The 24,468-nt window shown below is 63.5% G+C and carries 20 protein-coding genes, 2 tRNA genes and 2 pseudogenes; 8 read left to right on the plus strand and 16 right to left on the minus strand.

The window, feature by feature from the left end:
* Window positions 1–257: 257 nt before the first annotated feature.
* The 5 genes from AC3WQZ_RS11565 to AC3WQZ_RS11585 are packed head-to-tail and all read right to left on the minus strand — an operon-like array spanning window position 258 to window position 5,572.
* On the minus strand, window positions 258–707 hold the full coding sequence (locus tag AC3WQZ_RS11565) for a potassium channel family protein (RefSeq protein WP_010814282.1): 450 nt from the start codon (window positions 705–707) through the stop codon (window positions 258–260).
* A gap of 11 nt (window positions 708–718) precedes the next feature.
* A complete protein-coding gene (locus AC3WQZ_RS11570; RefSeq protein WP_492300565.1) occupies window positions 719–1,768 on the minus strand; it encodes a DUF2955 domain-containing protein in 1,050 nt (349 codons plus the stop codon).
* Complete coding sequence (locus tag AC3WQZ_RS11575; RefSeq protein ID WP_454750779.1) at window positions 1,758–2,885, minus strand: HlyD family secretion protein; 1,128 nt, start codon at window positions 2,883–2,885, stop codon at window positions 1,758–1,760. Before AC3WQZ_RS11575 ends, AC3WQZ_RS11570 begins: the two co-directional genes overlap by 11 nt.
* 20 nt (window positions 2,886–2,905) lie before the next feature.
* Window positions 2,906–4,450: an efflux transporter outer membrane subunit gene (locus AC3WQZ_RS11580; protein ID WP_492300566.1), complete on the minus strand. Its 1,545-nt coding sequence runs from the start codon at window positions 4,448–4,450 to the stop codon at window positions 2,906–2,908.
* Window positions 4,451–4,468: 18 nt separating this feature from the next.
* Window positions 4,469–5,572, minus strand: coding sequence for an AI-2E family transporter (locus tag AC3WQZ_RS11585; protein ID WP_010814286.1), 1,104 nt, complete (start codon window positions 5,570–5,572; stop codon window positions 4,469–4,471).
* Between the two features lie 262 nt (window positions 5,573–5,834).
* Here AC3WQZ_RS11585 and AC3WQZ_RS11590 point away from each other — a divergent pair, with 262 nt between their 5' ends.
* Entirely contained in the window at window positions 5,835–6,155 is a 321-nt protein-coding gene (locus AC3WQZ_RS11590) for a hypothetical protein (RefSeq protein ID WP_492300568.1), read from the plus strand.
* 192 nt (window positions 6,156–6,347) lie between these two features.
* Here AC3WQZ_RS11590 and AC3WQZ_RS11595 read toward each other — a convergent pair whose 3' ends face one another.
* Window positions 6,348–8,387: a 4-oxalomesaconate tautomerase gene (locus AC3WQZ_RS11595; RefSeq protein WP_492300569.1), complete on the minus strand. Its 2,040-nt coding sequence runs from the start codon at window positions 8,385–8,387 to the stop codon at window positions 6,348–6,350.
* 1 nt (window position 8,388) lies between these two features.
* The gene (locus tag AC3WQZ_RS11600) at window positions 8,389–9,360 is read right to left on the minus strand and encodes a Bug family tripartite tricarboxylate transporter substrate binding protein (protein ID WP_011615648.1); all 972 of its coding nucleotides are present in this window, start codon (window positions 9,358–9,360) and stop codon (window positions 8,389–8,391) included.
* Between the two features lie 144 nt (window positions 9,361–9,504).
* Between AC3WQZ_RS11600 and AC3WQZ_RS11605 the strand changes: the two genes are divergently transcribed.
* Window positions 9,505–10,434, plus strand: a complete 930-nt coding sequence (locus AC3WQZ_RS11605) for a LysR family transcriptional regulator (RefSeq protein ID WP_010814292.1) — start codon at window positions 9,505–9,507, stop codon at window positions 10,432–10,434.
* A 75-nt stretch (window positions 10,435–10,509) separates the two neighbouring features.
* Here AC3WQZ_RS11605 and AC3WQZ_RS11610 read toward each other — a convergent pair whose 3' ends face one another.
* The 4 genes from AC3WQZ_RS11610 to AC3WQZ_RS11625 all read right to left on the minus strand — a co-directional run bounded on the left by AC3WQZ_RS11610 (window position 10,510) and on the right by AC3WQZ_RS11625 (window position 15,188).
* On the minus strand, window positions 10,510–11,856 hold the full coding sequence (locus AC3WQZ_RS11610) for a class-II fumarase/aspartase family protein (RefSeq protein WP_010814293.1): 1,347 nt from the start codon (window positions 11,854–11,856) through the stop codon (window positions 10,510–10,512).
* A 47-nt stretch (window positions 11,857–11,903) separates the two neighbouring features.
* Window positions 11,904–13,094, minus strand: a complete 1,191-nt coding sequence (locus tag AC3WQZ_RS11615; RefSeq protein ID WP_011615650.1) for a CaiB/BaiF CoA transferase family protein — start codon at window positions 13,092–13,094, stop codon at window positions 11,904–11,906.
* Window positions 13,095–13,116: 22 nt separating this feature from the next.
* Complete coding sequence (locus tag AC3WQZ_RS11620) at window positions 13,117–13,977, minus strand: HTD2 family dehydratase (protein WP_492300572.1); 861 nt, start codon at window positions 13,975–13,977, stop codon at window positions 13,117–13,119.
* Window positions 13,978–14,114: 137 nt separating this feature from the next.
* Window positions 14,115–15,188, minus strand: coding sequence for a porin (locus AC3WQZ_RS11625; RefSeq protein WP_010814296.1), 1,074 nt, complete (start codon window positions 15,186–15,188; stop codon window positions 14,115–14,117).
* A gap of 417 nt (window positions 15,189–15,605) precedes the next feature.
* On the opposite strand from AC3WQZ_RS11625, the pseudogene AC3WQZ_RS11630 reads away from it, so the two are divergent.
* Window positions 15,606–15,932: pseudogene (locus AC3WQZ_RS11630) on the plus strand (gamma-glutamyltransferase); the annotation flags it as partial.
* Between the two features lie 160 nt (window positions 15,933–16,092).
* Here the strand turns inward: AC3WQZ_RS11630 and AC3WQZ_RS11635 are convergent.
* Window positions 16,093–16,169 (minus strand) — tRNA-Arg (locus tag AC3WQZ_RS11635).
* Window positions 16,170–16,219: 50 nt separating this feature from the next.
* Window positions 16,220–17,479, minus strand: coding sequence for a GGDEF domain-containing protein (locus AC3WQZ_RS11640; RefSeq protein WP_492300573.1), 1,260 nt, complete (start codon window positions 17,477–17,479; stop codon window positions 16,220–16,222).
* A gap of 408 nt (window positions 17,480–17,887) precedes the next feature.
* Here AC3WQZ_RS11640 and AC3WQZ_RS11645 point away from each other — a divergent pair.
* Window positions 17,888–17,964, plus strand: a tRNA-Pro gene (locus AC3WQZ_RS11645).
* 93 nt (window positions 17,965–18,057) lie between these two features.
* On the opposite strand, the gene AC3WQZ_RS11650 is transcribed toward AC3WQZ_RS11645, so the two are convergent.
* Both AC3WQZ_RS11650 and AC3WQZ_RS11655 read right to left on the minus strand, forming a co-directional pair.
* Complete coding sequence (locus AC3WQZ_RS11650) at window positions 18,058–18,801, minus strand: DNA polymerase III subunit epsilon (RefSeq protein WP_492300575.1); 744 nt, start codon at window positions 18,799–18,801, stop codon at window positions 18,058–18,060.
* A 177-nt stretch (window positions 18,802–18,978) separates the two neighbouring features.
* Window positions 18,979–19,497 carry a hypothetical protein gene (locus AC3WQZ_RS11655; protein WP_010814300.1) on the minus strand — a complete coding sequence of 173 codons (519 nt, stop codon included), beginning with the start codon at window positions 19,495–19,497 and terminating at the stop codon, window positions 18,979–18,981.
* Window positions 19,498–20,109: 612 nt separating this feature from the next.
* Here AC3WQZ_RS11655 and infA point away from each other — a divergent pair.
* The 3 genes from infA to AC3WQZ_RS11670 all read left to right on the plus strand — a co-directional run bounded on the left by infA (window position 20,110) and on the right by AC3WQZ_RS11670 (window position 22,242).
* Complete coding sequence (gene infA, locus AC3WQZ_RS11660; RefSeq protein ID WP_008641674.1) at window positions 20,110–20,331, plus strand: translation initiation factor IF-1; 222 nt, start codon at window positions 20,110–20,112, stop codon at window positions 20,329–20,331.
* A gap of 244 nt (window positions 20,332–20,575) precedes the next feature.
* Window positions 20,576–21,052: a SixA phosphatase family protein gene (locus AC3WQZ_RS11665; RefSeq protein WP_010814302.1), complete on the plus strand. Its 477-nt coding sequence runs from the start codon at window positions 20,576–20,578 to the stop codon at window positions 21,050–21,052.
* 347 nt (window positions 21,053–21,399) lie between these two features.
* Window positions 21,400–22,242, plus strand: a complete 843-nt coding sequence (locus tag AC3WQZ_RS11670) for a GNAT family N-acetyltransferase (RefSeq protein WP_011615654.1) — start codon at window positions 21,400–21,402, stop codon at window positions 22,240–22,242.
* Between the two features lie 57 nt (window positions 22,243–22,299).
* Here AC3WQZ_RS11670 and ppx read toward each other — a convergent pair whose 3' ends face one another.
* The gene (gene ppx, locus AC3WQZ_RS11675) at window positions 22,300–23,832 is read right to left on the minus strand and encodes an exopolyphosphatase (protein WP_010814304.1); all 1,533 of its coding nucleotides are present in this window, start codon (window positions 23,830–23,832) and stop codon (window positions 22,300–22,302) included.
* 193 nt (window positions 23,833–24,025) lie between these two features.
* On the opposite strand from ppx, the pseudogene AC3WQZ_RS11680 reads away from it, so the two are divergent.
* A pseudogene (locus AC3WQZ_RS11680) lies at window positions 24,026–24,468 on the plus strand (polyphosphate kinase 1); the annotation flags it as partial.

The following is a 24,468-nucleotide window of genomic DNA, read 5'->3' on the forward strand; positions in this document are numbered from 1 at the left end:
CCCCCCCCCCCCCCCCCCCCCCCCCCCCCCCCCCCCCCCCCGCTGCTTTGTGGCGCCCGCTATGCTTGCTCGCCGTGCAATCATCAGAGTTTCCCTGGATCGTTGAATGGCGAGTGCAGCCGGCCGAAGAGTCGCCCGCGGCGGGCCAGCTTTCGCAGAGATCGGGATGCATCGATTGCCCGACCCCGCCCGCGATTCGGCATCCGATATTAGAACCGTCCCAGTCCCGGCCCGGGCTGCGCCCGACGCCCCCATCCCTATGGCCCCTCGTCCTGCCGCAGCCTGGCCGGGTTGCGCTTGATCACGTCCAGCACCGCCGCCGTCATCACTGCGGTGGAGACGCCGAACATCAGGATGCCGTTGGCCGCCTCGAGCGGCCCCAGCAAGCGCCGGGCTTCGGACATGACGATATCGCCGTAGCCCAGCGTGGCGAAGTTCACGCCCGAGTGATAGAGCGCGGTGGCGAAATCGCCGAACTCGCCCAACAGCATGAACAAGACGGCCCAGATCGCCATCTGCACGAAGTTGCCGAGCAACATCAGCACCATCACGACCGACAACAGCAGGATGTCCTGCCCGAGCGATTCGCGGCCTTGCCGGACATGCTTGAAGCGCACGTAGTAGCGCAGGCAGATAGCCACGAAGACCGCCTGCAGCAGCAGGCAGAGCAGCATTACGGGAAGGCCGATCAGCAGGTTGCTCAGCATGACCGGCCTCTTCAGCGGGCATGCCGTCGTGCGCCGCGCGGCTGGTCGAGCAGCTCGATCATCAGCCAGGCATACAGCGTGACGCCGACAAACAGGCCCATGCGCACGGCGAAGGCGGTATAGACATCCTTCCCGGCCGCGCTGTCCTGCACGGACTGGCCCAGCAGGATGATCAGCGTCACGAGAGTGTTCACCCAGAAGCCTGGCGGGTACCGCGACGGGCTGAGGCCATACAGCTTGCGCGCCGCCAGCAGGCCAAACAGCAGCATCCACAGGAAGTACATCCACAAATGCACGAACAGGCTGAGTGCGCACCAGAACAGGATGGCCAGCACGCCACCGAACAAGGTCGAGCCAAGCAGTTCGCGCCCGGCGCCGCGTGCCGTGGTGGTGCAGCTTTGCCGGCCGAGGCTGACCGCTTTCATGATGATCGGGATGTACGCGGCCGGGTCGTTCAGCGCCAGCAGGAAGGCCGGCATCACCACCAGCGCCGCACGCAGCGCAATCCAGGCGCCCTGGTCATCCGGCAAGGCCTTGGCCGCAGGCCGCGCCTGCGCGCCGGCCGGTTCGGGAAAGAGCCAGTGGCAAAGTGCCAGCACCACGACCGCGACGAGCAGCCCCTTGACCAGGGCACCGATGACCATGACCGCCAGCCCGAAATCGAAGGTGCCCGCCGCCGAGATCATGGTCAGGCCGATCACCAGGAAGGTGGAGACCAGGTTGTTGCCGCCGCGCAGTCCGTAGCGAAAGGCCAGGAACAGGCACAGGCCGATCATCAGCACGCCGCTGACGGGGTAGTAGCGCAGCATGGGGATCAGCAGCAGGCCAGTGCCGGTGGTCAGCATCACGACCAGCACCAGGCCCAGCCCGGCCTTGGGCGACACCGGCTGGTTGACGCTGGCCAGCAGGAACACGCCGAGCACCGGCGCGAGCATGGGGATCGGCAGGCCCAGGCCGAAGCTGGCCGCCAGGCACAGCGCGGTGCCGCTCGCCACGCGCAGCGAACGCTGGGCGCGTGGATCGCGCGCGGGCATCGGCAGCACCGGGCTGTCAGTAGACATAGGAAAGCCAGCTCATCAGGTACAGGAATACACGGCCGAGCGGATTGAGCGGGTTGCCCTGGGTGGGAAACGCCATGACCTCGGCCTGCCCGCCCACGCGAATGCCGCGCATCGAGGCGAGTTCGCCCTGGGCAATCTCGACCACCACCGGGAAGCGTTGCGCCGGACGCAGCCAGTCTCGGCTGTTCTGCACCGTCGGCAAGCTGCCCGGCGGCGTGCTCGGGCCGACGTTGACGCCATAGCCGACACTGCGCACCCGGCCCTCAAAGATCCTGCCCGGCAGCGCATCCAGCACGATGGCAACCGGCGTGCCGGGCTCGACACGGCCCAGGTTGTTCTCGGTCATCTCCGCGCTGATCCACAGATCGTGGATCGCGATCAGCGTCATGACCGGATTGCCGGCCGCGGCATACTGGCCGGCATCGGTGCGCAGGTCGGTGACCAGCCCGGCGGCGCGCGCCCGCACCTGCGTATTGGCGAGATCCAGTTCGGCCTTTTCCAGGGCAGTGGCGGCGCTGCGCAGCTTGGCGTTCTCTTCCTCGCTGCCCCCCTGCTGTTCGCGCGCACGCTGGACCTCGGCCTTGGCGGCGGCGACCTGGCTGACAGCCTGCTCGAGGCTGGCGCGCGCCACCTCCAGACGGCGCAGGGAAATGGTGCCGGGATCATCGCTGTACAGGCGCTCCAGGCGGTCCCTGTCCTGGCGCGCCTTGAGCTCGTTGGCGCGTGCTGCGCGCAGCGATGCCTGCGCCGATTCGATGCCCGCGGTGCTGGCGCCGATCTGCCGGCGTGTCGACTCCAGATCGGCGCGGGCGCGGTCCACGGCAATCTTGTAGTGCTGGGGATCCACCTCGAACAGGACAGTGCCTGCCGCGACGTCCTGGTTGTTGCGCACATGCACCTTGGTCACACGCCCGGACACTTCCGCCGCAACCGGCACCACGAAAGCCTGTACCCGCGCCTGCTGCGTGTACGGGGTCAACCGGTCGGCAAACAGGTACCAGGTAAGGCTGATGACGATCAGCAAGAGCACCCAGCGCACGCCCTTCCTTGCCGGGTCGGCGGCGGGCGGCGGTGCGCTGGGCGCTGGGGCTGCGGTGGGTTGCGGGGCATCGCTCATCGGCACTCGCTCAGGGAGATCTACCTCTGCTTCACTGGGAGGCTGGCACCGGCGGACGGCGGGCCCGGTTCATCCAGCAGGTTCCCCCAGTCGGTGCGTTGCTGCATCTGCTGACGGGTGGCCGGGTCCACCAGTGGCTGCTCGCTGTGCCAGCTGCCGCCGAGGGCCTTGTACAAGGCGATCAGGTTGCTGACGGCATTGCTGCGGTTGACCAGGTAGGCGTCCTGCTGGGTGGCCAGCGCACGCTGAGCATCCAGCACGCGCTGGAAGTCCGAGTAGCCTTCGCGGTAGAGCGCGTTGGCCAGCGTCAGCGAACGCCTGGCGGCCAGCGCGCTGTCGCGCAGGATCTGCTCGCGATCCAGCGCCTTGATCAGGGCACTGGCGGCATCGTCGGCCTCGCGCGCCGCCTGCCGCACGGCATCCTGGTAGGCGACGATCAGCTGCTGCAGGCGGGCGTCCTGCACGCGCACGGTGTTCTTGATGCGGCCGTAGTCGAACACGCTCCAGCGCAGGCTGGGGCCACCGATCAGGGCCAGGCTGTTGGGCGTGCCGGCCAGCGTGCTGGCGGACCAGACAATGCTGCCCAGCAACGTCAGCGACGGATAGAGATCGGCTTCGGCCACGCCGATCAGCGCCGATTGCGCGGCAATCTGCAGCTCGGCGGCGCGAATATCCGGACGGCGCAACAACAGGCTGGCAGGCACATCCTGCAGTACCGCGCGATCGATCAGTGGAATCACCCCTTCCTTGCCCACCAGTTCCGGCAGCTCCGGCAACGGGCCTGGCGGGCGGCCCATCAGCACCGCCAGGGCATTGCGGGTGCGCATGATCTGGCTTTCAAATTCAGGAATGCTGCTCAGGGTGCCCAGGTACTGCGTCTTCGCTTGCTGCAGGTCGAGCTCGTCGGTCTCGCCACTCTTGAACAGCCGCTCGGTGATCTCAAGGCTGCGCTTTTGCAGCGCTGCGTTGTCGCGGGCGATGCGCAGCCGTGCCTCGGCCGTGCGCAGCGCAAAGTAGGTCTCAGCCACCTGGGCGCGCAGCAGCACCAGCACATCGTCGCGGTTGGCTCGGGCGGCAAAATAGACAGCATCGGCAGATTCGATGGCGCGGCTGAAGCGGCCCCAGAAATCGAGTTCCCAGCCGATGTCGAAGCCCGCGCTGTATTGCCAGAAGCGGCTGTTCTGCGGGTTCAGGCCGCCGGCCTGCCGGCGGTCCGTGTACAGGGCATCGGCACTGGCCTGCTGCAGTTGCGGGAAGCGCCCGCTCTGGGCAATGCCCAGTTGGGCGCGCGCTTCCATCACGCGCAGGCCGGCAATCCGCAGGCTGGCATTGTGCGCGTCGGCTTCGGCGACCAGGCGTTCGAGCGTCGGGTCGGCAAAGACCTGCCACCACTCGCGGATGTCGGGCTGGGCCCGCTGCTCGGTCGCCTGCTCAAGCGCCGGGCTGTGCCACTGCTGCGTCCAGGGCGCTTGCTGCGGCTGGAAATCCGGCCCCAGGCGCGCGCAGCCGCCAAGGCAACAGGCGCAGGCCAGCAATGCGCGCAGCGGATGATTCCAGCGCGACATGCGTGACCCCGGACCACTTCAGGTCTGTTGCTGGTTGCCGGGATCCGCTTGCGGCGGCGGGTCTTCCACCCATTGCCAGAACAGCTGATACCCGACCGCAAGCACCACCGGACCGATAAACAGGCCGATCACGCCGCCTGTCACCATGCCGCCCAGGGCACCGATCAATACCACCGGCATCGGCACATCGACGCCGCGCCCGAGCAGCAGTGGCTTGAGCACGTTGTCGGCCAGTCCCGCCACGAAGACATAGATGGCGAAGACGATAGTGGCAACGCTGGCACCTTCCGTGGCAAAGACATAGATGATCACCGGCACCGTGATCAGCGTTGCCGGCAACTGCGCGATGCCCAGCAGCAGCACGGCCATGGCCAGCACGCCCGCGGCAGGAACCCCCTTGATCACAAAACCTATGCCGATCAGCAGCATCTGGATGAAGGCGATGCCGACCACGCCCTGCGCCACAGCGCGGATGGTCGCGGTGCATAGCGTGGCGATGCGCTGGCCCCGCTCCAGGCCGAAAATGCGCGAGGCAATCTGCACGGTGCTGCGGTTGCCGGCCTCGCCGTAGGCCATGAAGATGCCCCCGATAATCAGCGCGAAGACGAAGATCAGCAGCCCCTTGCCGATGCCGGCGGCTGCGGCCAGCACGGCCAGGCTGATTTCCTTGATCTGAGGCGCCAGCGTCTGCACCACGCTGGCCAGGTCCGAGGCGGCTTGCAGCCAGAGGTCATACAGGCGCTGGCCAACCAGCGGCCAGCTGGCGACCGACTCATGCGGTGGCGGAATATGAATGCCTTCGCTCTTGACGATGGCGATCGCATTCTCCATCGAGTCGATCATGGCGGCGCCCAGCAGGTAGGCTGGCAGCGCAATGATGGCGATGGCGGCCAGCACGATCAGCGTGGCGGCGCGGCCGTCCTTGTTGCCCAGCCTGCGCCTGAGCCTGACCTGGAGCGGGTAGATGGTCACCGCCAGGATCACGGACCAGACAATGAGATCGAGGAAGGGGCGGAATATCCGGAAGCAGAAGATTGCCAGCACCGCGATCAGCCCGGCACGGATCAGCACATCGAGTAGTCCGCGGGACAGCGCTCTCTCTGAAGTGGGCGTGGGCAACATCGCTTGTCTCCCTGCAGATCACCGCAAAGGTACCGGATCGGCGGCCTCACCGCCGCGCATTCGCCAAGCCAGGTTAAGTACCGGTCTCTTGGGCAGGTGAAATCCAGTCTAGACGAGTGGCCGCGCCGGGACAACCTCAAAACGTATGCCAATCGCTACATTGGCCGACTAGTATTGGGGGAGTTGCAGCACGCCGACCCGCCGGTCCGGTTCGTCCTGCAGTCGCCGCGGGGGACCTATTGCCAGATCGCCGACCTCAGCCTTGGCCGTCATTTCGATGCTGCTTCTGCTTGCCGCCTGCGCCTCCCGGCCAGTCAATCCGACGAGCGCGCACGCGGACCAGGGTGCCGGCTATCGCTTCTTCACGCGCCCCCAGTATTCGGCGGACAACGAAAACCTGGTCATCCTCGCCTTCTCAGGGGGCGGTACGCGCGCGGCGGCATTGCCCATATTGCGACGATCGAGTCAGTGCAAGGCCCCGCCACGTAATGCGGGGAGCCTGGCCGGAAATCCCTTCACCAACTCTTGCAGGTCTGCCGAAATCATTGCCGACTTCCTTCGAGCCGACACGGAACCCGGCTGATATGCAGTTGCAAGACTGTAGGCAGTCCTTGGCCGGCTCATCACAGCGATGGTCGCGCATGGCGGCCGTCCATAACCGGTTCTGTTGTCCCAAAGTATCTCCGTTTTCGCAGGCAGGCGAACCCCAACAATCGAGCGTGCGCCGGTTGCAGGCACCACATCGGTTACCGACCGCTACCTCTTACGAGGTAATTTAGCAGGGCTCCAGAAACTGTTGCACCGGGTCACCGTCGATCGACGACGGCGCAAGACCTGACACCCTAACAATGCGCTGCCAGCGCTCTAGTTCAGTCTCCACCCGTCTTGCGAGAAGTTCGGAACCGCCCGGCTCGGGGGCTGCGCCGTAGCTCTCGAAGCCCTCTTTGACCTCTGGATCCCGTAGGACTGCAGCCAAGGCGCCATTGAGCTGCGCCACCATCGTGGCAGCAGTTCCCGCCGGGGCAAACAGACCATACCACTGAGTCAATTCCATGCCCCTCACGCCCAACTCCGCAAGCGTCGGTACTTCTGGCAGCACTGGCAGACGTTTGGGTCCGGCGACTGCCAGTGCTCGCAACTGACCGGCACCCACCGGCCGATACGCTGTCAGCAGGCTCGCGAACATAACCTGTGTCCGTCCATCAATGGTCGACGCGATGGCAGGCGCTGCGCCCTCGAAGGTAGTACTGCGCATCGAAGTGCCAGTGGCCAATTGGAAAAGCTCTGCGGCAAAGTGCGGCGGTGTACCGTCCCCTGCGGACGCGTAGCGAAACCTTCCAGGCTCGCGCTTCATGTGGGCGACCAGCGTACCCAGGTCAAGCGGCGTCTGCATTGGATTCGCCACCAACAATATCGGTGACGATCCTATAAGCCCGACCGGAGAAAAAGACGAAACCGGATCATACCCAACAGGTTGCAGGGCCGGATTCATTGAATGAGTTCCAATATAGCCGAGCAAGAGCGTCTGACCATCGGGTACTGCCCGCGCCACGTACTCGCAGGCGATGCCGCCGTTGGCACCGGGACGGTTATCGATGATGACGTCATGCCCCAGCAGTCGCCCAAGCCTGGGACCAATAAGATGCGCCACAAGATCGTTGCCGCCTCCGGCACGGGTTGGTACGATGATCCGCAATGAATGCCGAGCCGAGGCCTGCTTTACTCGGCTGCCTTCCGGCCGCGAGAAGACATATTCGGGCAGATGGAGCTGACCTTCTATGATCTTGCGTGCCGTTCGAACGAGAGCCGCTCTTGTTACAGTAGCCGCATCGCCCTCCCCCTCCAATTCCACCTCCACTTCGATCCGTCCCGCTGGGTGCAAGACGACAAGTGCGTGGCGGCCGGGCAATCGGGTCAATTGGCTAGCAACCGTCCCAGGTAAGGCGAATGCGCTGGCAACGCCGATGGCGCCGGTGACTGCATGCGACGCATGACATTTGCGGGGCGTAAAGTAGCGCGACGTAATGCTTTCCGGCGAATCGCCGGGGCTGACCAGGACTGGCTTTGGAATAACGCTGTCCGAGACGTCGCCCAGCCCCATCAACTGCCCAGCCTGCAAGCGCAGCGCTTCCAGACGCGCAAGCAGTATCGGATCATTGTCGAGCGTGGCCGGCGCCTCGCGTCCACTGACACCGAGGTCGCGTGCCCGGACGAGCATCAATGGCATCGCCGCATCGATACAAGTCACTTCGATGCCGTCAATCAGGTCAACGCGGTTGCCCGTCGGAAAGACCTTTCCGGTCACTGCGCCCCACGCATCGACGAAATCGAGCAAGATTGGTGACCCAGTGCCCGCAACGCCATCGATTCGAGTGTCGCCGTCATAGGTGACCCGCCCATTAGGCGTGCGGACCGTCACATCGATTCGCGAGCCTGTATTGACGTTGTGAACGCGCACGCGGGTTGAGCCGAGTTGGGCTGCAACCAGGCCTTGCTCGATCGCAAAGGGTGCGACTCCGGAAAGCATATTGCCGCAGTTGGGCCGGGTGTCCACCGAGGAGTTACCCACTCCTACCTGTACGAACAGGTAGTCAAGGTCACAGCCGGGTTGCGTGGATCGCGAAACAATCGCCACCTTGCTGTTCAGCGTGCTACCGCCGCCCACCCCGTCCAGTTGAAGCGGGTCGGAGGCACCGATGGCACCGATCAACGCCTGGTCGCGAGCCTCTACGCTTTCGGGCAGCCACTCCCGCAGAAAGAACGGCCCGCGCGAGGTGCCGGCTCGCATCAGCACGCAAGGTATTGTCTTGCTCATCTCAGTCCGCCTTCAGTTTTGCCGCCTGAACTACTTTCTTCCACTTGACCTGTTCCTCCTGAATAAATGTTCGCATCTGGGCCGTGGACATGGTCGTAACCTCTGCGCCTTGTCCCTCCAAACGCTGGACAACGGCTTTATCCTTCAACGCCTGGTTTAATGCCTTGTTCAATGCTTCTACAACGGGGGCTGGTGTGTTCGCGGGGGCGAAGATGGCATACCACTGGGAGACATCAACGTCGTCGATCCCTTGTTCCTTCAGCGTGGGCAACTCTGGCATCAGCGAAGAGCGCTTGCTGCCTGCAATCCCGACCGCCTTCAGCTTGCCGTTCTTCAACTGGGGCATGGCGGTGAAAAGGCTCGGAAACATCACTTGTGTCTGCCCGGCAACTGTGTCGTTAATCGCCGGAGCTGACCCCTTATACGGCACATGAAGCATCTCGGTGCCGGTCGAGAGTTTGAACATCTCCGCGGCAAAATGCGGAGCGGTTCCATTGCCCGCCGACGCGTAACTGATCTTTCCTGGCGTTGCTTTGAGTAGCGTCACGACTCCCTTGGCATCGTTGGCCTTCAGGTTTGGATTGACGACCATCACGGTTGCCGAAGAACCCACCATGCCGACGGGCACAAAATCCTTAACGGGATCGTACCGAAGCTTCTGCAGCGCAGGGTTCATGGCATGTGTCGCCACGTAGCCGAGTAGCAACGTGTAGCCGTCCGGTGGGGCACGCATGACAAACTCACTGGCAATCGCGCCGTTCGCCCCCGCTTTGTTGTCGACCACGATTGTCTGATTGAGAATGGTCGACATTGCCTGGCCAACTACCCGCGCCATGGCGTCATTAGCGCCTCCCGCTGCGGTGGGCACTACCAGCGAAATTCTCTTGTCAGGGAACGCACCAAAGGCGCTGACGCTGCCAAGTGATACCGCAATCGCAATGCTGCAAAGTAAAAGTCGCTTCGATGATTGCATCTGTCTGCTCCGTATGATGTGGTTTTTTGGTCGGCCTACTGGAGCCGTCTGGTCATGTTCGTGGTTTCCCTTCTTTTAGTGAATTGAATTTTTAGGATCAATTGATGCACAATGCACATCAGTGATGACGCTCGGGAAAGTGCAATGACCATCAACTTCAACCTCAATGATTTGCAGGCGTTTCGTGCCGTTGCCGAACTGAATAGCTTCCGCAAGGCGGCCACCTCCCTGAACGTCTCACAGCCGGCCTTTAGCCGTCGCATAGACAAGCTTGAAGAGGCCTTGGGAGTGCGCTTACTCGACCGCACCACCCGCCGGGTTAGCCTTACGACCGTCGGCCGGGATTTCGACCGAAAGGTAAAGGAGATACTTGACGAACTGGATCAGGCACTGCTGGGCATACGCGGAGTGACAACGACGCGGATGGGGGAAGTGACTATTGCTTGCGTACCGTCGACGGTTTATTACTTCTTGCCGCAAGTCATCTCGCGTTACCACGCGCAGTATCCGAAGATTCGGGTAAAGATTCTGGATGCCAGCGCAAACGAGGTACTGTCAGCGGTGTCGCGCAGTGAAGCAGATTTCGGGATCGATTTCGTGGGAGGCCAAGAGCCAGACATTGAATTCAGGCCCTTGCTGGAGGAACGGTTCGTTGCGGCCTGCCGTCGCGATCATCCACTCGCGGAGCGACGGCAAGTGACCTGGGCAGACCTCGCCGAATATGACTACATCTCGGTCAGCAAAGCTTCCGGCAACCGGCTGCTCCTCGATCAGGCGCTTTCGAACGTGTCACGATTGCCGCAGAGTATCTACGAGACGCAGCACGTCACCACGACCTTGGGCTTGGTCGAAGCCGGGCTTGGCATCGCAGCGGTGCCATCCATCGCCATGCCAGGTCCAGATCATCCGCTTCTAGTTAGTGTCCCACTAACCGACCCGGTCGTGACGCGCAAAATTGGGTTAATACGCCGCAAGAGCCGATCCTTAACACCTGCCGCGCAGCAGCTCTATGACTTTCTTTGCGAAACACGACCAAGACGTGGCGCGCCCGCCGGCAAACGGCGTGGCAAATAATCGCCCCGCGGACCGACCTTGGCGCGCCGACGGCTCACGGACGGCAGGCCGGCATGCTCTTCTTGGCAGTGCGTCTTAGCGCCGGCTAGCCAGTACCCTGTCGACCATTACGCCGGCTTGGCCAAGATTGTTGCGTGGATCGCACATGGCCTCGAGTTGTGCGCGTGACACGTGGCTGCTTACTTCCGGATGTGCCGCGAGGATGTCGATCAAGGGTCGGTTGTTGGCAATGGCCTCGCGGCAAAGGTCATAGACCAGATCGTGCGCATACTCGCGCCCAATATATGGACCCAGGCCCATCATCACCGCCTCAGACATAACTAGCCCGTTTGTCATGTCGATATTCGCGCGCATGCGAGCCGCGTCCACTTCCAAGCCCTGCAACACGAACTTCGCCTGCTTCAGGGCACCGGAAATCAGGCAAAAGATCTCCGGTAGGGATACCCATTCGATCTCCCACGGGCCTGTTGAACGCTCGTGATCAGCCACCATCGCATCCATCAGGGCCGCCGCGTGCTGCCGTGCAACCGAGATGTTGGCGTGGATGTACAGGCACGAAATCGGGTTGCGCTTCTGCGGCATGGTCGATGAAGAGCCGCGCCCCGGCGCAAAGGGTTCGAACACCTCGGCAACTTCGGTCTGCATCATGAGCTTCACGTCCATGGCGATCTTGCCGAGCGAGCCGCCGACGAGTCCGAGAAACGCGCCCACTTCGGCAATCGTATCGCGCACCGTGTGCCAGGAGATCAGTGGCTGCGCCAGCCCAAGTTCCTTCATCAACGCAGCCTGTGTTTCCATGGCTCCCGTCTGCAACGAGGAAAGCGTACCGGATGCGCCGCCGAACTCACCCATTAGCACTCGCGGCTTCAACTGCCGCAGCCGCTCGCGGTGGCGCTCGATGCCGGCAAGGATGCTGGCCATCTTGTAGCCGAACGTAATAGGGGTGGCCTGCTGCAGGTTGGACCGACCGATCACCGGCGTGTCGCGGTACTGCTTTGCCAGCGTCGCAAGCGCGTCAGCGATGTCCTCGAGATCCGACTCGATCAGTGCCAGGCCCTCGCGCATCTGCAATACCGCCGCTGTGTCGGTAATGTCCTGGGTGGTGGCGCCCCAATGGCAGAATTCGCCAAGCCCATCCCGGCAGTTCGCGTTGATCTGGTTGACCACCGCGATAATCGGATATCCGATCTGTTCGGTCTTTGCCTTGAGCTTAACCCAGTCAATTTGGGAAAGTTCGCAATTCTTGACGATCTCGTCGGCCGCTTCCTGCGGGATGATGCCAAGCTCACCTTGCACTTTTGCCAATGCTCGCTCGATGTCCAGGTATTTAGCCGTGCGGTTTTCATCGGACCACACTTCGCGCATGCGCGCGTCGCTAAACATGTCGCCAAAAATGCGGGAATCAATGATGGTGGAAGCCATAGGTTACGTCTCCGTTAGGTCACATGTATGGTGCGCTAGGCCAGGCGTTACACGACGCTATCAGCGCGCATCACGGCGATTTCGTCGGAGGCATATCCAAGCTCCGCGAGAATTGTGTCGGTGTGCTGACCGAGTGCCGGTATCGGATCCATACGCGGCCCTTCGTTCCAGGTCCCTGGGGGCAAGAGAGCCGGCAGCATGCCCTTGGGCGAGTCGACTTCAGTCCAGCGGCCGCGCGCCTTGAGTTGAGCATGCTCCCACACCCCCTGCATGTCATTGACACTGGCATTCGCGATCTGGGCCAACTCCAATCGCTGCACCACTTGAGCACCGGTTAGAGGCAAAAAGGCATCTACGATGATCTGCCTCAGTGCAGTGCGCTCGGCCACGCGTCTCGAGTTTGAGCTAAAGCGGGGATCTTCGATCAGTTCGGGCCGCTGGAGCACTGTGTTGCAGAAGTTTGCCCATTCCCGCTCGTTCTGCAACCCCAACATTACTGTCGCCCCATCGCCAGCCGGAAACGGTCCATAGGGGTAGATTGTGGCGTGGCTTGCGCCCGTGCGCTGCGGCGGCTGTGCCCCATCAAAAGCGTAGTAGAGAGGGTAACTATTCCATTCCGCCAGCGCCTCTAGCATGGAGATGTCAATACGTTGCCCTCGGCCCGTCTGATTGCGTTGTAACAGAGCGGCCAGAATGTTTGTGTAGGCATACATGCCGGCGGCGATATCAGCAATGGAAGGCCCAGCCTTGCAAGGCACGTCAGGCGTCCCCGTCACGGACAGAAATCCGGCTTCGCTCTGAACGAGAAGGTCATAGGCCTTCTTGTCGCGGTATGGCCCAGGATTCTTCGGATTGTCGCCATAGCCCGAAATATCACACACAATGATTTGGGGCTTTACGGCGGAAAGCGTTTCGTAGCCCAGACCAAGCCGTGCTGCGGCGCCTGGTGCGAGGTTCTGAACCACCACGTCCGCCTTTTCCTCAATCAGACGCTGTAATACGCCAGCCGCGGCCGGGTGCTTGACATCGAGCGTCAGGCTTTCCTTCGAGCGGTTTGTCCAGACGAAATGCGAGGCCAGGCCACGGACCCGCTCATCGTAACCACGGGCGAAATCGCCGACCCCAGGCCGCTCGATCTTAATAACTCGTGCACCCAGATCGGCAAGCTGCCGCGTGGCAAAAGGCGCCGCAATCGCGTGTTCAAATGTGACAACCGTGATGTCTTTGAGGGGTTGCATCAGGATCTTCCGTAAAGCGAAATCAGCGAAGGACTGCCGTGGCGTCCATGGTCAGCCAGCCCTCGTGGTCGGATGCCCACAAGCGAACTGTTTTGCCGTCAGACTGCGGTTGACCGCTGACCCGGAAGGGATGCAGGTCGAAGGTCGGGCGCACCGCACGGAATCGAAAGCTGGCGACCTCTGCCTGGGGCAATTCGCGCCGCAGCAGATCCAGTAGCAACGTAGCGATCAGCGGGCCGTGGACAATCAAGCCGGGGTAGCCTTCGACCTCTGTCACGTAGCGGCGGTCATAGTGGATGCGATGCCCATTGAAAGTCAGGGCCGAATAGCGGAACAGCAAGACGTCGTCCGGAACAATTTGGCGCTGCCAAGCCGCTTCCGCGGGCGCCGCTTGGGGCATGACAGGCGCCTCGCGCGACTGCTGTGCCTCTCGGTAAACGATGTCGTGAAACTCCACTAACGCCGGTTCCGCAGTACCGATGGCGCGGATCTCATGACGCACTCTTACAAATACTAACTTTCCGGTCCGCCCCTCCTTGCTTGTAACATCGTCGATGACGGAGGTGCGCTGGATCTTGTCGCCCACCCGAAGTGGATGGCGAAACTCGAATTGGCCGCCTGCCCACATGCGGCGGGGCAATGGCACAGGGGGTAGAAAGCCGCCGCGCTTGGCATGGCCATCGTGCCCAATTTCGCTTTGACGATGCATGGGTAAGAAATAAAGCCAATGCCACAGTGGCGGCAATGGAGTGCCTGCTGTCTGCGCTGCTGCGGGGTAATCCAACGTCGCACGCAGCGCTGCGATCGGCGCGGCAGTGACTGTGTCCTCCCACTGCTCGCTGCGTCCAATCCACGTCCTGGGGTCAACTGCCTGTTCGTCCACTGCTGGCTCCTTGCATTTGTGCTAGCCCGAATGCCGTTCACGCGCGGGACCAGCGGAGTTAGATCAATTCGAAGAATAGTTGGGCACATTGAAGCGCCGACGCACCAGTTAGCCGCCTGGCAGAACAATGGACCGCTCTAGAAGCGATGTCGCAAGCCGATGCCACCGCCGACTTTGCTGCCTTTCACTCCCATGAAGGTGGGCAGCGCATAGGCACCGTTGATGCGATTGAAATCAATTTCGGCGTAAATGTCAGTGCGCTTTGAAAGGTTGTAGTCCGCGACGCCGGTCACCATAATGCGGCTGCCGGAGGCATTGCGCTGGCGGTCGTAGTGCGACGCAACGGATAGCGTGAGAGCAGAGGTAGCCGCCACAGCGAAGCCGCCACTGAATACATCGTTTCGCGTCGGGCTCACATCGAATCGATTGTTTAGATAGCCGAAGGTTAGCTTGACTATCCCCCATTGATAGTTGCCACCCACGCCCCAGACTTTTCTCGACTCGGGCGTGGTTAGCGCGTTGGCCTGCTGCCAGAAGCCACCGACGTCCACCGGTCCCTGCTTATAGCCGAGAGTTGCGCCGTAACTAGAGCTCGGCTTCATATGACCCGACACTTCGCCAAAGGTGTAATACGCTCCCGCAGATAGCGCTCCCCATTGTCCGACGTATTTCGCCATGTTGTCTTGGCGCGGTCCCGTATAGCCGTTAAAGATGGTGACTGCGTCCAGATTGGGGTGACCGTTAGGCTGAAAGCGGGCGGTCGCATCGTAGCCGGTGGTGAATTGCCGGCCGAACGTTAGCCTACCGAAGCGCTCGTGGTTCAATCCGACCCATGCCTGCCTTCCAAACAAACGCCCCTGACCGCCGGTACTCTGCTGTCCATAGTTTGCCGTTGTGGTGCCTTGCTGCGATACGCCGGTCGAGGGATCAAAGCCACTCTCCAAATTGAAGATGGCGGACAATCCGCCTCCGAGCGCCTCGTTGCCCCGCATGCCCCAGCGTGAGCCGTTGAAATAGCCGTCGGTTAACGCAGCCAACTTATTGTCGCCCTGGTTATTGTTTGAGTAGCGAATGGTGGTATCGATGATGCCGTACAGGCTTACTCCGGACGAACTCTGTGCCTGAACAGTAGTAGTGATCGCAATTCCAAGGACCGCCCCGGCCGCCAACTTCCCGTTTAACCGACTTTTCCGTTCTTGTTCGATGCCCATCCTATCTCCCCATTTCGGCTTATTGTCGTCACCTCCCCCTGCCCCGCGAACGGGAAAGGCGAATTGATGCCAGTTTGCAGAGACAACTTGCAGAGGGGAATTGCAATGTTTCGATGAATTGATGCATTCCTCGCATCAAAACAGGAGGGATTGCTGCCACGTAGACGGCGCGAGAAGTTGCCGCCATTAATGGGCTGAAATGCGCGCAAGGCGGGGCGAGACGTGGCTAACAGTCACGACGGCCTCACATAAGCCTTTCGACGCACCCCCGGCGGTTTCCATCCAATCTCCGATTGCCAATCCGCATGTTTGGCATGCGTCGCCGACCGGCCAAAGGGCGGGTCACGTCGGGGCACTCGAAAACCTTCGCAAACGGGATGGGTCCTTTTGCGAGAGCTTCCCTGCAACACCGCCCCTATCGCACAGACCGCCGCCCCGCGCTATGCGCCTGTCATTGCAGAACCGGCCGTCTTGGCGCCGGCCACCACCGCGACAGCACAGGCCGCCAGCGCCGCCTACGACTTCGACATGGACGTGGACGTGTTCCACCCGGTGGTGGCGCGCAACGGCATGGTGGCGACGGAGCAGGAACCGGCCACGCGGATCGGCCTGGACATCCTGAAGGCTGGCGGCAACGCGGTGGACGCGGCGGTGGCGGTGGGCTTCGCGCACGCGGTAGCCCTACCCAATGCCGGCAATATCGGCGGAGGGGGCTTCATGGTGGTCCACGACGCGAAGAGAGGTCCGCCACGCTGGCGGTGTCGCGCAGCCGATAAAGTCGGCCACTGACCGTTCTGAACTCCATGGCACTCGCATCGAAGGCCAGAATTGCCCGCAGATTGCCCACTGACGTGGGGCGCGCTTCGGCCTGCGCGGGCGACACCCCGCAAACCCTTGATTTCACTGGCGCGTCCTAGAGGATTCGAACCTCTGACCGCTCGCTTAGAAGGCGAGTGCTCTATCCAACTGAGCTAAGGACGCGAAGGCGGCATTCTACCGCAGCACCGCTGCGCAGTGACAAGCGGCGCAGGTCAGGATGCGGCGCGCGGCTGTCCGCGCGTGATGTAGTGGCCATCGACCGCGCCGCCATCGGTGCCCGCCTCGCTGCCTGCCGGATGCAGGGACACGCAGTTGCGCCCTTTCAGCTTGGCGTCGTATAGCGCACGGTCGGCACGGCGCATCAGCGCATCGGCGCCTTCGCCCGGCTGCCGCGCCGCCAGGCCGATGCTGACGGTATAGGCGATCGGATCGGGCTCGGACGGGCATGGCGTGGCGCGCACCGCCGTGGCCAGCCGCAGGCAGGCCAGCCGGCCCTGCTCCAGCGCCGTATCCGGCATCAGGATGGCAAATTCCTCGCCGCCCAGGCGCCCCGCCACCTCGAGCTGGCCAAAATTCTTGCGCAGCTGCCCGGCGAAATGCCGCAGCACGCTGTCGCCCGCCAGGTGGCCGTAGACATCATTGATTGCCTTGAAGTGATCGAGGTCGACAAAGGCCACCGTCAGGGGCTTGCGCTGCCGCTCGGCGCGCAGGCAGGCTGCCTCCAGCTCTTCCCAGAACGCGCCGCGCAGCAGCACATCGGTCAGGTCGTCATGGCGCGCGCGCCGCTCCAGCATACGCCGCAGCCGGTCGTGTGCCATCAGCGCAAAGCTGACCGACACGCCCACCAGTGCAAAGATATTGAGCATGGCGAGCTCGCCGTCCCACGGCATCGGCCGCCGCCAGGCGCCGCCCTGCATGACTGCCGCCAGCGGCAGCGCCACGGTCCATGCGTTGATGGCCGCCGCGGCGATGACGATCAATACCAGCGACAACGCTGCCAGCCGGCCGGTGCCGCGCGTGGCCGGCACCGACGGCCACGCGCTGCGGGCCAGGTCCAGCAGCAGTGCGATGTGGCACATCGTCAGCAGCGGTGCCATCTCCGGCATCAGCGGCGGCACGGCAAGATATTGAGGCGCCAGGTCGTGCCAGGCCACCGCCGCCGCGGCTGCCAGGTTCAGCGCCAGCAACGGCGCGGCGCGGCCGGGCCGGCCCGCGAAATGCCGCGCGCCCACTGCCATGACCGAGAGCGCCGCCAGCAGTGCCAGGTCGCTCGATTCCAGTACCAGCCACAGCGGGCGCAGTTCCTGCACCGCTGCCAGGGCCGCTGCCATTGCGGCCAGCACGCTTCCCAGCGCCCACGACGTCAGGCCGCTGCGATCCATGCCCGCCGAGCGGCGCAACACCACGCAAACCACAGCCATCTGCAGGGCGCACAACCCCGCGATGAGCACAACTATGTGCGACTGAAACATCTTCATTCCCGTCCAAGGCGACAAGCGGTGCGCCGCATGGCGCCGCTGTTACCTGCTCTTTACCGGTCCTGTGTCGGACCGTTGTTATCAAAGCCGCATACCCGGTTTCAGAACGCCTGGCGCCGCCGGCCGGCAGACGCAAACACGTCGAGGCGCCCGCCGCGGGCGGGAGCGCCGTTATTGTTGTGGTGATCAGGTCAGTCCGGAAGGAATAGGCAAACCGGGCGTTCCCAAAAGCACGCCGGTCGGACTGGTGCGGTGTGCGGATTATCCCAGCGCGCAAACCCAAGTCAAGCCAAAGCGTCCCCGCCAGAAGGGGGAGCAGGCCGGCAAGGCTGAGTGCGCCAGAGCGGGCATCATCACATTAGATTGACCGCGATCGCGGGGCCCGGCTACAATGGCGGGCTTCGGAGCGTAGCGCAGCCTGGTAGCGCATCTGATTTGGGATCAGAGGGTCGTAGGTTCGAATCCTATCGCTCCGACCAGAAATACCCAGTGGAAACAACGGCCTGGATCGAAAGATCCAGGCCGTTTTTCTTTTCAGCCAAGCGGCCTCCAAGCGCCGGACAGGTCTGTTCTCACCACTGCAGCAAGTCCGGCCAGATCAGCGCCCCCGCGAACAGCATCAGCATCACCGCGACGATGACCAGCCCCCGGCTTGGGCCAGCATGGCTGGTCTCAACCTTTGGCATCCATGACTGGCCGGCGTCGGCCGGGACCGCAGGTGACGGCGGCGGCGCCGATGGCACAGGCACGCTGATCGCAATACGCGGCACGAAGTCGGACTCGGCCAGCAGGAAGCCCATGGGCGTGGCTTGGTCGGCTGCACCCATGTGCTGGAACAGCAACCTGGACAGCGCCAGGCAATCATCCAGCGCAACCTGCGGCCGGGGCCGGAAGATGCGCAGGTGCTCGCACAGCGTATCGAGCTTGTGGTTGGGGGCATGGAAGTACTGGGACCAGCGGACCTGGCGCACCGAGCAGCGCCAGCGCTTGTGCTGGATGTCGGGAAGCACTTTTCCCAGCATCCGCGCGTGGAATTCGGCGCCGTGGGCGACCAGCACATCCGCGTCGTCGACGATGGCGCGGATGGCATCGACGTCAAAGCGCCGCCCGCGCAGCATCTCCGCGGTCAACCCGTGCGTGCCGGTGGCAGCTTCACCGATCGGCACGGTGGGCTCCTGCGAACCGTAATAGTCAGTGATCTCCCGCAACAGCGTGCCAGCCCGCGGCGCCACTTCGACAAGCAACAGGCCGATGCTGACAGGCTCGTCCGCTGGCGTGAGCCCGGTGGTTTCGGTACTGACGATTGCAACCCGCATGGGCTCGGTACTCCGGTGTAGCCGCCCGCGGGCATGGTTGGCGGCGGCCGCTCTGATCGTTTGCCTCTAGGTTAGTGCGAGCGCGTTAAACGTCATATCAACCAGATGGGCTAGCTGAAAGAGCGCCAGCCGGGAGGATGCCGGCTGCTACCCCCTCCCCCATCTCCATCTCCTGGTTCAGGCAGGCTGCTGCCCCGTTTCGCCACGCCGTCTCTCGAGATTGCAATAGACGTCGGCCGCCACCAACCCGAAGAGCGCGTGGGCGAACAGGCTTTCCCAGCCGCGGGCCTCGTCGAACCAGTTGAAGTAGGTCCCCAGCAGATAGAAATTGACCAGGTAGACCACCACGCCAAACACGATCCCGACCACCGAGGCCAGCCACAGACTGGAATCGAAGCGGAATGACGACAGAATCATCGCCAGCACCGCCGCCAGGATGATCGACAGCGCGAAGTGCACCGTCCCCGCCGAAAGCACGACTGTCCAGTTGAAGGCATCAGCAGACAGGGCTTCACGCCCGAGGATGATGGCCGCGACCATCTTCACGGTGCCCCAGGCGCCCTGGTACAGCAGGAAGCGCGCCGTGAGCAGTTCCAGCACCATGTAGACCGCGCCGGCAATCAGCCCCGCCACCACGGCGGCCCGCCAGTCCGGCCGGCAGCGAACGTAGCGGTGCGATTCCAGATGGAGTTCCATGGCAGTCTCCTTGCGAGATCCGGCCCGGCAAGGCCGTACGAGTTAGTTCTAGCTCATATGGGGCAAATACCAAGCCGGCCAGACCGCAAGACGCGCCTTTCAAGGCACATGAATTGCCGACTTTGGCGGCACGGTGCAACCGCCGCGGCCGGCCATCTGCCGCAACGTGCCGGCCATGCTGCAACTGCGTACGTGATACAATGTCAAAGTAGCCCCCGGGGTGTCCGTGCATCCCTGTAACCGGGCGTTCTCACCAGCGCGCTCTTCGCGAGCGAACAGCAGCCGCCGGCGCGGGTCTTCCGCGACGACACCAAACTGGCGAACCACCGGGTACAACCTGCCCGCCTGCTCCGCAAAGCACACGGCCTCCCCGGCCGTCAGCGGCCAGGCCGTCGCCCAAGCCATCCGCGCCCGTTGGGCGATACCGCTGACAGGACCGAGCATCAGGCGCCGCGCGCCGCAGTCCGCGTGAGCTTGCCCCGAACAACCCAAGGCGCGCTTCGCCGCAATCGGCGAAACATGCCGCGGTTCCGCGCCGTACCGGGCGAACCGAACAGGATTTTTGAAATCGCAACCACGCAGCCTTCACGGGCTGCCGAAAAGGAAGACAGATTGGCTAAGGAAGAACTCATTGAATTTGGCGGCGTGGTGTCGGAAGCCCTGCCTGACAACCGCTATCGGGTCACGCTGGAAAACGGCGTCGAAATCTGGGCATACGCTTCGGGCAAGATGCAGAAGCACCGCATCCGCATCCTGGCCGGCGACCGTGTCACCCTGGAAATGTCGCCCTATGACCTGACCAAGGGACGCATCAACTTCCGCCACAAGTCCTGAGTTTCTGCACGGCCCCGGCGATACCGCATGCGCGGCTGTCGCCCGCGCCGCGGCCGTTGTGCGCCGACGCGCTGTCACGCCGCTGACACCGCGCCTGGACACACTTGCGGGCTGCCCGACAGGCAGCCTGCTTCCGTTTACGCGCCGCGTGCAGCCTGGCCTGCGCACCGGCGCGGGCCAGCTGGCGCTTGCACCGGTCGGGCCGCTTCACCATACTCGAAGCTCGCTCATTGCCCCGTCCGACATGAACCTGATCCTGTGGCGCCACGCCGAAGCCGAAGACCTCCCCGACGCGCTCAGCCTGAGCCGCCATGCCGACCTGCAGCGGCCACTGACACGCCGCGGCCGCAAGCAGGCGGAGGTATCCGCCAAATGGCTGCGCGCGCATCTGCCGGCCGACACCCGCGTCCTTTGCAGCCCTGCGCTGCGCACCCGCGAAACGGCGGCCGCGCTGTCTGCCGAGGCGGAGATCAGTGACGCCCTTGCGCCCGGCGCCGACGTCAGCGCAGTGCTTGCAGCAGTCGAGTGGCCGGAACGCCCCGAGCACGTGGTGGTAGTCGGGCACCAGCCCTGGATCGGCCGCGTCGCCAGCCTGCTGCTGGCCGGCTCGGAAATGAACTGGAGCGTGCGCAAGAGCGGCATCTGGTGGCTGACCGGCCGCACCCGCGAAAGCGAGGCGCAGACCGTGCTGCGCGCCGTCATCAACCCCGAATTCCTCTGAGCCCCGCCCCACCCCGCATGCCAGGTGCCGCCTGACGGCACCTGGCCCATTTTGTCCCGCCAAAATCAGAAATAGCTGATGGCGGGCGGAATCTCCCGTAAGTAGAGTGGCCTTGGCGCCTCTTCCGGTGCCGATAGCAGGTGTCACGGAGATTCCCCATGAATGGCCCGGCCGATCGTTATATTGACGTCGAGGATCGCGACTCACACCCTGACCCATCGCCCGAAAGCGCCCGACCGTCCGCCCTGGCAGGTGACGTCACGGAACCGTCATCCGCGGGTCACGGCAATGTCACCCACTCTCACTACATTGCATCGCAACAGTTTCGTCACCAAAAGGACATACTGATGCGAGATCTGCCGACGCCCACCCAGCCGCTTTTCGACTCTCTGCCCAATGGCCTTGGTGGCCAGACGGCGCGGAGCCGTCTTCATCGCCAATCAGATACACCGGCACATGAATCGCCTGTTCTCAGCGTGGCGTGGGCGCGCCACCAGGACGAAGTAGTCGAAGCCCAGCGCCTGCGCTACAAGGTTTTTGCCGAGGAAATGGGCGCGCGCCTGACCTCTTCGGTGCCGGAGCTGGACATCGACATGTTCGATGCCTACTGCGACCACCTGATCGTGCGCGACATGGCCACGCTGCGCGTGGTGGGCACCTACCGCGTGCTGCCGCCGCACCAGGCCAAGCGCCTGGGCTGCCTGTACGCGGAATCTGAATTCGACCTGGTACGCCTGGGCCACCTGCGCCCCAAGATGCTGGAACTGGGCCGCTCCTGTGTGCACCGCGACTACCGTTCGGGCAGCGTCATCATGGCGCTGTGGGGCGGCCTGGGCGAGTACCTGCAGCGTTGGGGCATCGAATCGATGCTCGGCTGCGCCAGCGTGCCGATGAACGACGGCGGCCACTACGCGGCCAGCCTGCACCGGCTGTTCAGCGAGCGCTCGCTGGCGCCAATCGAATACCACGCCTTCCCGCGCGTGCCGCTGCCGGTCGAGGACCTGAACCAGCAGCTGGACGTCGAGCCGCCCGCGCTGATCAAGGGCTACCTGCGCCTGGGCGCAAAGATCTGCGGCCAGCCGGCCTGGGATCCGGACTTCAACGTGGCTGACTTCCTGACGCTGCTGCGCGTGAACGACATGAACCCGCGCTACGCCCGCCACTTCCTCGGCCTGAACAACGCCGCCTGAGCGGCGCCAGCTGCCTGTCAGCGGCCGCCGCCCCGGCGGCCGCCCTCTGCACTGCGCTCAGTCATAGATGACCTTGTAGCGCTTGCCGATCCGCTGCCATTCATCAGCCTCCTGCGCCAGGCTGTATTCGATCAGCGGATTGGCCTCGATCCACGCCTTCGGCAAGCGCACGGTGAAGCCTTCGTCCAGCGCCTCGGCCAACTGGCTCACGCGGATATCGGGCAAGGCCACGTCCGAGCGGCGGCGGCACAGCACAAAGGCCAGGCGCAGGCTGAACAGCATGCGCCAGTCGACGAACCTGCCGCTGCCCGACAGCTTGCCGAGCTTGCCCGCATGGCCCAGCAGCAGCGTCGCCAGCCGCGCCTGGTCGGTCTTGGAAAAGCCCGGCATATCGGCATGGGTGGCGATATAGGCCGAATGCTTGTGGTAGCCGCTGTGCGAGATCGACATGCCGGTCTCATGCAGGCTGGCGGCCCAGCCCAGCAGCGCCAGGTTGTCCTCGCGCCGTTCGTTGGCCGGCTCCGGGAACTGTGACAGCAGCGTCTGCGCGGCACGGCGCACGCGGCCGGACTGGGCCCGGTCCACGCCATAGCGGCGCATGAACTGGTCCACCGTGACGGTGCGCATGTCCTCGTGGTGGCTGCGTCCGAGCAGGTCGTACAGCACACCTAGCCGCAGCGCGCCGTCGGTAACATCCATGCGCTCGATATCGAGTTCGGCAAACACGCCCAGCATGATCGACAAGCCGCCCGGCAGCACCGGGATGCGGTCCGCCTTGAGGCCGGTCAGCTTGACGCGGTTGGTGTTCTCGGCCTTGATCAGCGCGCGCTTGAGGCGCTCCAGCCCTTCGCGCGTGATACCGTGCTCGGCGGTGCTGTCGTTCATGCCATTGAGTTCGATCAGCTCGGCCAGCGCGCGCGCCGTGCCCGACGAGCCGACCGCCTGCTCCCAGCCCGTGGCCCGGTACTGGCGCACCAGCACCTGGATCTCGCGGCGCGCGGCCAGCTCGGCCTGCTTCATCGCGTATTCATCGACGTTGCCGCTGGGGAAGAACTGGCGGCTGTGCGACACGCAGCCGATATACAGGCTTTCCATCAGCTTGGACTGGTAGCCGTTGCCGATGATGAACTCGGTCGAGCCGCCGCCGATATCGACCACCAGGCGGTTGCCCTGGCAGGCCGGGGCGTCGTGCGAGGCCCCGAGGTAGATCAGCCGCGCTTCCTCGCGCCCGGCGATCACTTCGATCGGGAAGCCCAGCGCGCTTTCGGCCTCGATCAGGAACTCGGACGCGTTCTTGGCCACGCGCAATGTGTTGGTGGCAACGGCGCGCACCTGGTTGGGCGCGAACTCGCGCAGCCGGTCGCCGAAGCGCCGCAGCGCATCGATACCGCGGCGCCGCGCGGGCTGGTCCAGGTATTTGTCGGGCGTCAGGCCGGCGGCCAGGCGGACCGGCTCGCGCAGCGCGTCAACCTGGAAGATCTGGCTGGCCGGGCCATTGGCCGTGGGGGTCTCGTCCACCCGCCCGATCATCAGGCGGAAGCTGTTCGAACCCATATCGACGGCAGCCAGCAGGCGTGGGGTGTTATTCATCGTGTGCTAGGAGGGCTGGTTCGCGTTGGCGTTGCGTGGCGCGGCAGGTGCGCTCTGGTGCCTTGGCCTGCCGGCGTTCGCGCCCGGGAAAAATATGTCCTGATCATGTCTGCATCATGACAAAATCAAACTGTCATAAAAGTGACACGTTTTTATGAAAAAGTCGCCACATTACCAAAAGAAGGTCATGCTCATGTCGACGACTCCGTCCAGTACGCTGCTCAACCGCGAACTGGGCATCCTGGAATTCAATGCCCGCGTGCTGGCACAAGCGGCGGACCCGAAGGTCCCGCTGCTGGAGCGGCTGAAATTCATCTGCATCGTGTCCAGCAACCTGGACGAGTTCTTTGAAATCCGCATGGCGGGCCTGAAGGAACAGATGCGCGACAACGCCTCGGGACTGACGCCGGACGGCCTGTCATTCCAGCAGACCTACCAGCTTGTCACCGAGCGCACGCAACGGCTTGTGGCTTCGCAGTATGACATGCTGCAGAACACCATTTTTCCACTACTTGAAAAAGAGGGGGTCTTTTTCCACCTGACCACCACCTGGACCGACGCCCAGCGCGAATGGGCGCGCGAGTTCTTCCAGCGCGAACTGGGGCCGGTGCTGACCCCGATTGCACTGGATCCCGC

The sequence above is a fragment of the Cupriavidus sp. FW305-26 genome (assembly GCF_058787975.1).

Coding starts and splice junctions, on each gene's coding strand:
- AC3WQZ_RS11565 (WP_010814282.1), bottom strand. CDS start 707: ATGCTGAGCAACCTGCTGATCGGCCTTCCCGTAATGCTGCTCTGCCTG.
- AC3WQZ_RS11570 (WP_492300565.1), bottom strand. CDS start 1,768: ATGTCTACTGACAGCCCGGTGCTGCCGATGCCCGCGCGCGATCCACGC.
- AC3WQZ_RS11575 (WP_454750779.1), bottom strand. CDS start 2,885: ATGAGCGATGCCCCGCAACCCACCGCAGCCCCAGCGCCCAGCGCACCG.
- AC3WQZ_RS11580 (WP_492300566.1), bottom strand. CDS start 4,450: ATGTCGCGCTGGAATCATCCGCTGCGCGCATTGCTGGCCTGCGCCTGT.
- AC3WQZ_RS11585 (WP_010814286.1), bottom strand. CDS start 5,572: ATGTTGCCCACGCCCACTTCAGAGAGAGCGCTGTCCCGCGGACTACTC.
- AC3WQZ_RS11595 (WP_492300569.1), bottom strand. CDS start 8,387: ATGAGCAAGACAATACCTTGCGTGCTGATGCGAGCCGGCACCTCGCGC.
- AC3WQZ_RS11600 (WP_011615648.1), bottom strand. CDS start 9,360: ATGCAATCATCGAAGCGACTTTTACTTTGCAGCATTGCGATTGCGGTA.
- AC3WQZ_RS11605 (WP_010814292.1), top strand. CDS start 9,505: ATGACCATCAACTTCAACCTCAATGATTTGCAGGCGTTTCGTGCCGTT.
- AC3WQZ_RS11610 (WP_010814293.1), bottom strand. CDS start 11,856: ATGGCTTCCACCATCATTGATTCCCGCATTTTTGGCGACATGTTTAGC.
- AC3WQZ_RS11615 (WP_011615650.1), bottom strand. CDS start 13,094: ATGCAACCCCTCAAAGACATCACGGTTGTCACATTTGAACACGCGATT.
- AC3WQZ_RS11625 (WP_010814296.1), bottom strand. CDS start 15,188: ATGGGCATCGAACAAGAACGGAAAAGTCGGTTAAACGGGAAGTTGGCG.
- AC3WQZ_RS11640 (WP_492300573.1), bottom strand. CDS start 17,479: ATGTTTCAGTCGCACATAGTTGTGCTCATCGCGGGGTTGTGCGCCCTG.
- AC3WQZ_RS11650 (WP_492300575.1), bottom strand. CDS start 18,801: ATGCGGGTTGCAATCGTCAGTACCGAAACCACCGGGCTCACGCCAGCG.
- AC3WQZ_RS11655 (WP_010814300.1), bottom strand. CDS start 19,497: ATGGAACTCCATCTGGAATCGCACCGCTACGTTCGCTGCCGGCCGGAC.
- AC3WQZ_RS11665 (WP_010814302.1), top strand. CDS start 20,576: ATGAACCTGATCCTGTGGCGCCACGCCGAAGCCGAAGACCTCCCCGAC.
- AC3WQZ_RS11670 (WP_011615654.1), top strand. CDS start 21,400: ATGCGAGATCTGCCGACGCCCACCCAGCCGCTTTTCGACTCTCTGCCC.
- ppx (WP_010814304.1), bottom strand. CDS start 23,832: ATGAATAACACCCCACGCCTGCTGGCTGCCGTCGATATGGGTTCGAAC.